Origin of the sequence: Streptomyces sp. NPDC057428 (assembly GCF_042803195.1) — a bacterium.
Taxonomy (GTDB): Bacteria; Actinomycetota; Actinomycetes; order Streptomycetales; family Streptomycetaceae; genus Streptomyces.
Genome location: NZ_JBHVCT010000071.1, coordinates 21,218 through 31,818, shown reverse-complemented (window position 1 = coordinate 31,818; position 10,601 = coordinate 21,218). Strand labels below are relative to the sequence as shown.

The following is a 10,601-nucleotide window of genomic DNA, read 5'->3' as shown; positions in this document are numbered from 1 at the left end:
CTCGGAGATGTGTATAAGTGACAGGGGCGGGTGCCGGCCGGCACCCGCCCCTCACACGTCGTCACTGCCCGAACAGGCCGTTGCCCGGCCGGCCCGGCGGCTGCTGGGTCCCGCCGGGGTCCGGTGTCCCGCTGGGCGTCTCGCTCGGTGTCTGAGAGGGCGTCTCGCTCGGCGTCTCGACCGGCGGGGACTCCTCGACCGGGGGCTCGCTCGGGGACTCGGAGGGCGCCTCGGGCGTCTCGGAGGGGGTTGCCGAAGGCTTCTTCGTCGGCGCCGGGGGCGCCGACGGGGTCTCGGTCACGGACGTCTCGCCGCGCTCCACGCCCTGCAGGTCGAAGGAGGCGTCCGAGCCGCCGCCCAGCGCGCCGAGGGTGTAGTCGGCCCAGATCCTGGCGGGGAAGCCTCCACCGTTGGCCCGCCCGGAGTTGGCCGTACCGGTGAGACTGACCTGACCGCCGCCCTCCTTGGTCGACTCGCCGTACAGGGCGACGACGGTGGTGAGTTCGGGGGTGTAGGCCGCGAACCAGGCGGCCTTGTTGTCCTCCGCCGTACCCGTCTTGCCCGCCGCGTCGTAGGCCGAGGTGTTCGCCTCGTGACCCGAGCCGAGGTCGACGACCTCGGTCAGTGCCTTCGTCACCGTGTCCGCGGAGGCCCGGCTGATGACCTGGCCGCCGATGCCGTCGACGGGCTCCATGGTGCGGTCACGGTGCACGGCGGACTTGACGATGGTCGGGGTGACCTTCTTGCCGTGGTTGTCGAGGGTGGCGTAGACCCCGGCCATGTCCCACGTGGAGGCGTTCATGGTGCCGAGGGTGATCGCCGGACGCTCGGGGAAGTTCTTGTCCGGTACGCCCATGGCGAGTGCGGTCTTCTTGACGGTGCGGGGAGTGACGTCCACGACCATCTGCGCGAAGACGGAGTTGATCGACTTGTCCATGGCCGTCTGGACGGTCGGGTTGCGGTAGCTGATGTTGTCCTCGTTCTGCGGGGCGAACGGGGTGTCGCTCCCGACGACGGGACGCCTGCTGGTGCCGTCGTAGACCGTGTTGAGGCCGATCAGGTCGCCGTCCTGGGTCTTCGACCCGTTCTCCAGGGCCGAGGCGAGCACGAGCGGCTTGAACGTCGACGCGGGCTGGTAGTCCCTGCGGGTGGCGTTGGATATGTAGTGCTCCGTGGCACCGACACCGCCGTACAGCGCGACGACCTTGCCGGTCTTCGGGTCCACGGAGGTCGCGCCCGCCTGGACGGTCGCGTCGACCTTGTTCTTCTTCCGGTCGAGCTGGTTCTCCAGCTCACGGTCGACCGACTTCTCGAGCTGCTTCTGCCTCTTCTTGTCGATGTTGAGGGTGATCGTCCAGCCGCCGGCCCGGCGCATCTCCTCGGTGATGCCCTGGCGCTCCATCTCCTGGTTGGCGGCCTCGACGAGGTAGCCGCTCTGCCCCTCCAGGCCGGGGGCTGCCTTGGGCGCGTCCGGAACGGGGAAGGTCAGCTTGTCGCGCTCGGCCCGGTCGAGCCAGCCCTCCTCGACCATGTTGTCCAGCGTGTAGGCCCAGCGCTCCTTGACGAGCTTCTTGCCCGTCGGGGTGGCCCGCGCCCAGTCGTACTGGCTGGGCGCCTGGAGCAGCGCTGCGAGGTAGGCGCCCTGGGAGACGTCGAGGTCCTTGGCGTCGACTCCGTAGTAGGCCTGCGCGGCCGCCTGGATTCCGCTCGCGCCGCGACCGTAGAAGACGGTGTTGAGGTAGCCGGCGAGGATGTCGTCCTTCTTCATGCGCTGGTCAACCTTGAGGGAGATCACCAGCTCCTTGAGCTTGCGGCTGACCGTCTGGTCCTGCGTGAGGTAGTAGTTCTTCACGTACTGCTGGGTGATCGTGGAACCACCCTGCTTGCCCTTGCCGGAGAGCGTGTTGAGCACACCGCGGGTGGTGCCCTTCAGGTCGACGCCCTGGTCCCGGTAGAAGGACTTGTTCTCGGCGGCGACGAAGGCGTGCTGGACCTTCTTCGGTACGACGGCGAGGTCCACGATCTCGCGGTTGGCGCCGGAACCGGTACGGGCGAGGATCGAGCCGTCGCTGTACTTGTAGATGTTGCTCTGCTCCTGCGCCGCGGCGTTGGCCGGGGGCACGTCCACATAGAAGTAGAGCGCCGCGAAGCCGCCCATCACCAGCAGGCACAGTCCGAAGAACGTGCCCAGCATCTTCCGCCACGTGAAGAGCCGGCGTATGCCGCCGCTCTTGGCAGCCCGACGCGCATCCGCTCGCCCCATTGCCGTGGTGCTCCTCTACCTCTACTCGAACCGCTCAGGTCAGACCAGCCAGCTAACACCGAAGGCATGGACAAAAGGCAAGCGATCCGGTCTTTTCCGGACGTGAGAATCAGCACCCGGTCCCAATGGAACCGACTCCCGAGGGGTGTGCAAGGTTGTCGAATCCGTTAATGTGAAATCACATTGTTAGCGCGGCGCCATGCCGCACGAAACGGGGGATCCATGTCCGCACCGCACGACCACCCCGGTGGTAACGGCCCCGGCGCCGACCTGGCACCGGACGCGCCCGAGATGCCTGACCCCCAGGTCAGGGAGACGGCCGCCCACTCCATCCCCGGCGGCCTCGGACTGCTGCTGACCGTACTCGGGGTGCTCCTCGGCGTGGCCCTGACCATCGTCGGCGGGGTCCTCGGCTCCGACGGGCACGACGGCGCCGGCATCCCGCTCTTCGTCCTCGGGCTGCTGCTCGCCGTGGCGTCCTTCTTCTGCATGAGCGGTGTGAAGATGGTCGCGCCGGGCGAGGCCCGGGTCATCCAGCTCTTCGGCAGGTACGTCGGCACGATCCGCGCGGACGGTCTGCGGTGGATCAACCCGCTGACGTCCAGCCGCAAGATCTCCACCCGCGTCCGCAACCACGAGACGGCCGTCCTGAAGGTCAACGACGCCTACGGCAACCCGATCGAACTCGCCGCGATCGTCGTCTGGAAGGTGGAGGACACCGCGCAGGCCCTCTTCGAGGTGGACGACTTCCGGGAGTTCGTCGCGACGCAGACCGAAGCGGCCGTCCGGCACATCGCGATCGAGTACCCGTACGACGCCCACGACGAAGGCGGGCTGTCCCTGCGGGGCAACGCCGAGGAGATCACCGAGAAGCTCGCGGCAGAGCTGACCGCGCGGGTGCAGGCGGCGGGCGTGCACATCATCGAGTCCCGGTTCAGCCACCTCGCCTACGCCCCCGAGATCGCGTCGGCGATGCTTCAGCGGCAACAGGCGGGGGCGGTCGTCGCGGCACGCCAGCAGATCGTCGAGGGAGCCGTGGGCATGGTGGAGATGGCCCTGACGCGGATCGCGGAACAGGACATCGTGGAGCTCGACGCGGAGCGCAAGGCCGCGATGGTCAGCAACCTGATGGTGGTGCTGTGCGGCGACCGCGCGGCGCAGCCGGTCCTGAACACGGGCACGCTCTACCAGTGACCGACGACACGGCCGCTTCGGCGGGCCGGGCTCCCCGGCGGGGCCCCGCCCGCAAGCAGATGCTGCTGCGGCTGGACCCCTCGGTGCACGACGCGCTGGCCCGGTGGGCCTCGGACGAACTGCGCAGCGCGAACGCGCAGATCGAGTTCCTGCTCCGGCGGGCGCTGGCGGACGCCGGACGCCTGCCGGGCGGGGCGGCTCCCATCCCCCGCCGGGGCCGACCCCCCAAGCCCCCGGCCCAGTAGACGACTGCCGGACGGGTGCGGACGCCTGCCGCTCGGCGCGTCCCGCTCGGTCGGCCCCGGGAGCCTCACAGCGGCGCAGGCTGCCACAGCCCGACGCGGCATCGCGCCCGTGTACGGGAACGGGCCCCGGGGAGCATGCTCCCCGGGGCCCGTTTTCGAGTCGCCGCGCTCAGCGGCGCGGTGCCAGCACCTGCTTGAGCACGTCGTGCACGTACGTGTTCGGGTGCTTGCCCGAGAACTCGCCGGAGAGCGGACCGCTCGCCGTCACGGGCACGTCCACGCCGGTGTGACCCGAGGTGGTCCAGTCGATGGTGAACTTGCGGTCGCTGCCGCGGATGGAGAACGGACCGTCCTCGGCGGAGATGCCGTCCCCGGACTCGTCGTCGGCGTCGACGTCCTCGACCGTGAGACCGCCGGTCTCGTGGTCACCGGTGACGACCAGCAGCGTGTCGGGGTGCGTCGCGATGTACGCGCGGGCCACCGCGACGGCCTTCTCCAGCTGCTGCATCGACTGGAGCACGCGCGTGCCGTTGTCGGAGTGCGCGAACTCGTCGGTGCCTTCCTCCTCGACCATGAGGAAGAAGCCCTTCTTGTTCTTGTCCAGGCTGGTCAGGGCCTTGCTGGTCATCGTGCCGAGGTCCACGACCGGGCTGTAGACGTCACCCTGGCCCTCGGGGTGCTGCTGGAACATCTCCTCGTTGCTGAACAGCCCGAGGATCTTGCCGTCCTTGGCCTTGCTCAGGCCCTGCGCGCTGTTGACGTAGGAGTAACCGGCCTTCTGGGCCTTCTTGATCAGGTTGCCCTTCGTGCCCTTGCTCGCCTCGGACGTGTCCTCGGCGGGGTTGTCCTTGAACGCGCCCGGCGTACCGGCCGGCAGCCACCAGTCCTCGCCACCACCCAGGATGACGTCGGGCTTGCTGACGTCCAGGTACTGGCGGGCGATCTCGTCCTGCTTCCCGCGGTCCGGGGTGTTGGCGAAGAACGCCGCCGGGGACGCGTCGGTCACCTGCGCGGTCGTCACCAGACCGGTGGCCTTGCCGGCCGCCTTGGCCTGCTGGCCGAGGGTGGCCAGCGGGTTGCCGTCCACATCGACACTGATCGCGCCGTTGTAGGTCTTCTCGCCCGTCGCCCACGCGGTCGCCGCCGCGGCGGAGTCCGTCACGACGGCCTTCGGGTCCCGGGGGGTCGTGGTGAGCTGGCCGGACGCCGTGAGGCGGTCCATCGCCAGCTGCCCTTCCAGGCCGGCGAGGTGAAGCCTCGCCGCCTCACGCATCGCGGCGCCCATGCCGTCACCGTTGATGAAGATGACGTTCTTGGCCGTGGGGGCCTTCGCCTTCGCCGCGGACTGCGGAGCGGCGGCCGACGCGCCGAGCGTCGGGTTGAGCACCATCGTCGCGAGGCCGGCCACGACGGCCGCGGCGACGGGCGCTCCCCAGCGCGCACTACGAACACGTACGTTCACAACAACTCCTCATGAATTGCATAGCTTTCACATGAGAACGTAGGCGCGGAGACGGTACTGGTCGAGAACTGAAGGCGACCGGCAAGGGAACCGCTCACGTCGGAAAACCCTTCGACCCGATTTTCCCGCACCCTTCCGCGAGGAGCACCTGAGAGGCGTCCGCATGCGAGGTATACATGCGGTGTATAGTTCTGCGCATGTCTATCGGTCACACCCTCCTCGGGCTCCTGGAGTCCGGCCCCCGCCACGGCTACGACCTCAAGCGCGTCTTCGACGAGAAGTTCGGGCAGGACCGGCCACTGCACTACGGCCAGGTCTACGCGACCATGTCCCGGCTCCTGAAGAACGGGCTCGTCGAGGTCGACGGGGTCGAGACGGAGGGCGGGCCCGAGCGCAAGCGGTACGCCATCACGGAGGCCGGCGTCACCGATGTCGCCACCTGGCTCGCGCAGCCCGAGAAGCCGGAACCGTACCTCCAGTCGACCCTCTACACGAAGGTCGTCCTGGCACTGCTCACCGGCCGGAGCGCCGCCGGCCTGCTGGACGCCCAGCGCTCCGAGCACCTGCGCCTGATGCGCGTCCTGACCGACCGCAAGCGCACGGGCGACCTCGCGGACCAGCTGATCTGCGACCACGCCCTCTTCCACCTCGAAGCCGACCTGCGCTGGCTGGAGCTGACAGGCGCACGTCTGGACCGGCTCGCCGAGGTGATAGTCCCGTGATCCCGGCCGGCTCCCTGCTCTCCGCCCACGAACTGCGCAAGAGCTACGGCTCGACGCCCGCGCTCGACGGGGCCTCCTTCTCCGTGCACCCCGGTGAGGTCGTCGCCGTCATGGGCCCCTCCGGCTCCGGCAAGTCGACACTGCTGCACTGCCTGGCGGGCATCGTGACCCCCGATTCGGGCAGCGTCACCTACGACGGGCGTGAACTGTCCGCCCTGTCCGACGCGGAGCGCAGCGCGCTGCGCCGCAGCGACTTCGGGTTCGTCTTCCAGTTCGGCCAACTCGTCCCGGAACTGACCTGTGTGGAGAACGTCGCCCTGCCGCTGCGCCTCAACGGGATGAAGCGCAAGGAGGCCGAACGCACCGCCCGGCAGTGGATGGAGCGCCTCGATGTCGACGGCCTCGCCTCCCAGCGCCCGGGAGAGGTGTCCGGCGGGCAGGGCCAGCGTGTCGCCGTCGCCCGCGCCCTGGTCGCCTCCCCCAAGGTGGTCTTCGCCGACGAGCCGACGGGCGCGCTGGACTCGCTCAACGGCGAGCGCGTCATGGAACTGCTCACCGAGTCCGCCAGGACCGCGAACACGGCCGTCGTGATCGTGACCCACGAGGCCCGCGTCGCCGCGTACTCGGACCGCGACATCGTCGTGCGCGACGGCCGGTGCCGCGACCCGGAGCATGCGATATGAGCCGGCTGCGCGACCTCGGGCTCGGCGTGCGCTTCGCCGCCGCCGGAGGACGTGAGGGCTGGGCCCGTACCGCGCTCACCGCGGTCGGGGTCGGACTCGGGGTGGCGCTGCTGCTGGCCGCATCGTCGGTCCCGCACCTGCTGGGGCAGCGCGCCGTACGCGACGAGGCCCGCCGCGAGGTCGCGGCTTCCCGCAACGCGGAGGTCCCCAGGACGGACTCCACCGTCCTGCGGGCCGGGGCCACGACCGAATTCCGCGGCCGCGAGGTGGAGGGCTACCTGATGCGGGCGGAGGGTCCGCGGCCGGTGCTCCCGCCGGGAGTCGGGCACTTCCCCGCCCCCGGGAAGATGGTCGCCTCGCCCGCCCTGAAGGAACTGCTGGCATCCCCCGAGGGCCGACTGCTCAAGGAACGCCTGCCCTACGGGATCAGCGGCACGATCGCCGACGAAGGACTGACTTCCCCGGGCGAGCTGCACTTCTACGCGGGCAGCGACACGCTGACGCCCGCGGGCGGCGGTCACCGGCTGGCGGGTTACGGGGGCGGAACCCCGGACGATCCGTTCCCGCCCGTCCTGGTCCTCCTGGTCCTCGTCATCTGCGTCGTGCTGCTGGTACCCGTGGCGATCTTCATCGCGACCGCCGTGCGGTTCGGCGGGGAGCGCCGCGACCGGAGGCTCGCCGCGCTGCGGCTGGTGGGTGCCGACATCCGGTCGACCCACCGGATCGCGGCGGGCGAGGCCCTGTTCGGCTCGCTCCTCGGCCTGCTCGCCGGGGCGGTGTTCTTCCTCGTGGGCCGCAGGTTCGTCGGTCACGTCGAGGTGTGGGGTCACAGCGCCTTCCCCTCCGACCTGACGCCCGCCCCCTGGCTCACCGCACTCGTAGCCGTCGCCGTACCCCTGTCCGCCGTCGTCGTCACGCTCGCCGCCATGCGTTCGGTGGCCGTCGAGCCCCTCGGGGTCGTGCGCGGCTCCCGTAACCGCCGGCGCCGCCTGTGGTGGCGTCTGCTGCTGCCGGTGCTGGGGCTGGCCGTCCTGTGGCGGGCGGGCGGGGCCGACGAGTTCACGCCCGTCAACCCCTATCCCATCGCAGGCGGGGCTGTCCTCGTCCTGTCCGGGCTCGCGCTGCTGCTCCCCTGGCTGGTCGAGGCCTGCGTCGGCAGGCTGGGGGGAGGACCGCTCCCCTGGCAGCTGGCGGTCCGCGGACTCCAGCTGAACAGCGGTGCGGCCTCCCGGGCGGTCAGCGGCATCACCGTGGCGGTGGCGGGCGCGGTGGCGCTGCAGATGCTGTTCGCGGCGGTGAGCGACGACTTCGACCGGATGACGGGGCAGGACCCCACGCGGGCCCAGTTCACGACGTCCTCCGAGAAAGTGACCGGTGACGCGGCCACACGCACCATCAAGGAGTTCCGGGCGACCAGGGGCGTGCGGGCCGTCATCGGCACGGTCGAGGTCTACGTGACCCGGCCGGGGAAGTACGAGGGCGACATCAGGCCCACCACCTCACTGACCGTCGGCGACTGCGCGACCCTGCGCGAGATCGCCCGGATCGGCTCCTGCGAGGAGGGTGACGCCTTCGTCGTCCACCCCAGGAACGACAAGGAGATGGCCGCCTGGATGGACCGGACGGCCCGCAAGGGCAAGGAGGTCGACATCAGCACGTCCGCCGAGCCGGGCGGCGTGAAGTCGATGCGGTGGACCCTGCCCGCCGACGCCCGGACCGTCGTCGCCCGCCCGGACCCGATGGGCGAGGACCGCTGGGGCATCATGGCGACGGCCGGAGCGGTCGACCCCGGCACGCTGCCCGGCGCGACGGTCAAGGCACAGATCAAGGTCGACGAGAGCGTCCCGGACGTCTCCGAGTACGTACGGAACACGGCGGCCCGGATCGACCCCGGCATGCGCGTCTCGTCCCTGCGTTCGGTGGAGCGCGACCGCCGGTACGCGAGCGTGCAGACCGGCCTCCGGGTCGGCGCGACCTTGACCCTGCTGCTGATCGCCGCCTCGATGCTGGTCTCCCAGCTGGAGCAGATGCGGGAGCGCCGGCGCCTTCTGTCGGTCCTGGTCGCCTTCGGCACCCGGCGGGCCACCCTCGGCTGGTCGGTGCTCTGGCAGACGGCAGTGCCGGTGCTCATCGGCCTGGTCGTGGCCGTCGCCGGTGGGCTCGGACTGGGTGCGGTGATGGTCGGGCTGGTCGCCAAGAAGGTGACCGACTGGTGGTTGTTCCTGCCGATGGTGGGGGCGGGTGCCGCACTGATCCTGCTGGTCACCCTGGTCTCACTGCCGCTGTTGTGGCGGCTCATGCGGCCGGACGGCCTGCGAACGGAGTGACGGGCACGCGGGCGCGGTCCCTGGGCAGGGAGGGACCGCGCCTCACCTCACGCGTGTGGCACACCGGCCGGCACCCGCACCGGAAGCGTGACCATGGCCTCCCGGAGAGCGGCGGCGAACTCCTCGAACTCCTCCTGCCTCGCCGAGCCCGTCCGTACGGCCAGCGCCACCCGCCGTGAGGGCGCGGGGTCGCAGAAGTAGCCGGTCGACAGCGCCTCGTTGCGTCCGGTCTCCACGGTCACCGCGGTCCGCGGCAGCAGGGTCACCCCCAGCCCGCCCGCGACGAGCTGGACCAGGGTGGAGAGCCCGGCCGCCGTCGTCGTCACCGGGGCCCCCCAGGTGCGGCCCGCCTCACGGCAGATGTCCAGGGCCTGGTCCCTCAGACAGTGCCCCTCGTCGAGCAGCAGGAGCGGCAGGTCGCGCAGCGTCTCGCGCGGCAGACCGACGCTTCCGGCGAGGCGGTGCGCCTTCTCCATGACCAGGACGAAGTCCTCGTCGAACAAGGGAAGTTCCGTCACACCCGGCACCCCGAGCGGCACGGCGAGCAGCAGGAGGTCCAGCCGTCCGGCGCCCAGCCCGTCCAGCAGCGAGGAGGTCTGCTCCTCGTGGACCTGGAGTTCCAGCTCGGGGTAGCGCTCGTGCACCAGCCTGAGCACGGTGGGCAGCAGGTACGGCGCGACCGTCGGGATCACGCCGAGCCGGAGTATCCCGGTGAACGGCGCCCGCACCGCCTCGGCCTCCTCCATCAGCTCACCCAGGGCCTCCAGCACCGCCCGGCTCCGCACCGCGAGCCTCTCCCCGGCGGGCGAGAGCAGCACCTTACGGGTCGTACGCTCGATGAGCTGGACACCGAGTGCCACCTCCAGGGCGGACACCGCTCCGGAGAGTGCCGGCTGACTCATCCCGATTGCTGCCGCGGCATCCCGGAAGTGCAGGTGCTCCGCCACGGCCGCGAAGGCGCGCAGCTGCGAGAGGCTGGGCTGCTTGACCCTGTTGGCCTGATTTGCATACGCCACTGATAGGCACCTCCGATCATCCGGACCGAGTGTAGCTATTTCCGTGATCAATCCACTCTGTGCCAAGGTGGGGCAGTCCAACCCCCAGGAACGCCCCCAAAAAGGGTTTTCCTATGCAACAAGGAGTGCGCGTGCTCACTGTCGGTGACAAGTTCCCCGAGTTCGACCTGACCGCTTGTGTATCCCTCGAGAGCGGCAAGGAGTTCGAGCAGATCAACCACAAGACCTACGAGGGTCAGTGGAAGATCGTCTTCGCGTGGCCGAAGGACTTCACCTTCGTGTGCCCCACCGAGATCGCCGCCTTCGGCAAGCTGAACGACGAGTTCGCCGACCGTGACGCCCAGATCCTCGGCTTCTCCGGTGACTCCGAGTTCGTGCACCACGCCTGGCGCAAGGACCACCCGGACCTGACCGACCTGCCCTTCCCGATGATGGCCGACTCGAAGCACGAGCTCATGCGTGACCTCGGCATCGAGGGCGAGGACGGCTTCGCCCAGCGCGCCGTCTTCATCGTCGACCAGAACAACGAGATCCAGTTCACGATGGTGACCGCCGGTTCCGTGGGCCGTAACCCCAAGGAGGTCCTGCGGGTCCTCGACGCCCTGCAGACCGACGAGCTCTGCCCCTGCAACTGGACCAAGGGCGAGAACACCCTGGACCCGGTCGCCCTCCTCTCCGGCGAGTGAGCT

9 protein-coding genes are annotated in these 10,601 nt (G+C 70.0%); 6 read left to right on the top strand and 3 right to left on the bottom strand.

Annotation, left to right across the window (positions count from 1 at the left end):
* Positions 1–61: 61 nt before the first annotated feature.
* Positions 62–2,263 (bottom strand): transglycosylase domain-containing protein, encoded by a 2,202-nt coding sequence (locus tag ACFU5K_RS23905; RefSeq protein WP_384065073.1) that lies wholly within the window; start codon positions 2,261–2,263, stop codon positions 62–64.
* 222 nt (positions 2,264–2,485) lie between these two features.
* On the opposite strand from ACFU5K_RS23905, the gene ACFU5K_RS23900 reads away from it, so the two are divergent.
* Together ACFU5K_RS23900 and ACFU5K_RS23895 are read left to right on the top strand one after the other, a co-directional pair.
* Positions 2,486–3,457 (top strand): SPFH domain-containing protein, encoded by a 972-nt coding sequence (locus ACFU5K_RS23900; RefSeq protein WP_384065071.1) that lies wholly within the window; start codon positions 2,486–2,488, stop codon positions 3,455–3,457.
* Between the two features lie 59 nt (positions 3,458–3,516).
* Positions 3,517–3,702 (top strand): hypothetical protein, encoded by a 186-nt coding sequence (locus tag ACFU5K_RS23895; protein WP_384065077.1) that lies wholly within the window; start codon positions 3,517–3,519, stop codon positions 3,700–3,702.
* Between the two features lie 169 nt (positions 3,703–3,871).
* Here ACFU5K_RS23895 and ACFU5K_RS23890 read toward each other — a convergent pair whose 3' ends face one another.
* Positions 3,872–5,164: an alkaline phosphatase gene (locus ACFU5K_RS23890; protein ID WP_384065069.1), complete on the bottom strand. Its 1,293-nt coding sequence runs from the start codon at positions 5,162–5,164 to the stop codon at positions 3,872–3,874.
* Between the two features lie 197 nt (positions 5,165–5,361).
* Between ACFU5K_RS23890 and ACFU5K_RS23885 the strand changes: the two genes are divergently transcribed.
* Genes ACFU5K_RS23885 through ACFU5K_RS23875 form a run of 3 tightly spaced genes read left to right on the top strand, consistent with a single transcriptional unit; the run spans position 5,362 to position 8,896 of the window.
* Positions 5,362–5,886 carry a PadR family transcriptional regulator gene (locus ACFU5K_RS23885; protein WP_384065067.1) on the top strand — a complete coding sequence of 175 codons (525 nt, stop codon included), beginning with the start codon at positions 5,362–5,364 and terminating at the stop codon, positions 5,884–5,886.
* A complete protein-coding gene (locus ACFU5K_RS23880; protein WP_384065065.1) occupies positions 5,883–6,569 on the top strand; it encodes an ABC transporter ATP-binding protein in 687 nt (228 codons plus the stop codon). The genes ACFU5K_RS23885 and ACFU5K_RS23880 overlap by 4 nt, the downstream gene beginning before the upstream one ends.
* Positions 6,566–8,896 carry an ABC transporter permease gene (locus ACFU5K_RS23875; protein ID WP_384065063.1) on the top strand — a complete coding sequence of 777 codons (2,331 nt, stop codon included), beginning with the start codon at positions 6,566–6,568 and terminating at the stop codon, positions 8,894–8,896. The genes ACFU5K_RS23880 and ACFU5K_RS23875 overlap by 4 nt, the downstream gene beginning before the upstream one ends.
* Positions 8,897–8,943: 47 nt before the next feature.
* Here ACFU5K_RS23875 and ACFU5K_RS23870 read toward each other — a convergent pair whose 3' ends face one another.
* A complete protein-coding gene (locus tag ACFU5K_RS23870) occupies positions 8,944–9,912 on the bottom strand; it encodes a LysR substrate-binding domain-containing protein (protein ID WP_384065061.1) in 969 nt (322 codons plus the stop codon).
* Positions 9,913–10,043: 131 nt separating this feature from the next.
* Here ACFU5K_RS23870 and ACFU5K_RS23865 point away from each other — a divergent pair, with 131 nt between their 5' ends.
* Positions 10,044–10,598, top strand: coding sequence for a peroxiredoxin (locus ACFU5K_RS23865; protein WP_037688641.1), 555 nt, complete (start codon positions 10,044–10,046; stop codon positions 10,596–10,598).
* The last annotated feature ends 3 nt before the right edge of the window (positions 10,599–10,601 follow it).

What these genes read in the sequence shown, in the direction of transcription:
- ACFU5K_RS23895 (WP_384065077.1), top strand. Translation starts at nt 3,517, where the DNA reads ATGCTGCTGCGGCTGGACCCCTCGGTGCACGACGCGCTGGCCCGGTGG.
- ACFU5K_RS23900 (WP_384065071.1), top strand. Translation starts at nt 2,486, where the DNA reads ATGTCCGCACCGCACGACCACCCCGGTGGTAACGGCCCCGGCGCCGAC.
- ACFU5K_RS23875 (WP_384065063.1), top strand. Translation starts at nt 6,566, where the DNA reads ATGAGCCGGCTGCGCGACCTCGGGCTCGGCGTGCGCTTCGCCGCCGCC.
- ACFU5K_RS23905 (WP_384065073.1), bottom strand. Translation starts at nt 2,263, where the DNA reads ATGGGGCGAGCGGATGCGCGTCGGGCTGCCAAGAGCGGCGGCATACGC.
- ACFU5K_RS23885 (WP_384065067.1), top strand. Translation starts at nt 5,362, where the DNA reads ATGTCTATCGGTCACACCCTCCTCGGGCTCCTGGAGTCCGGCCCCCGC.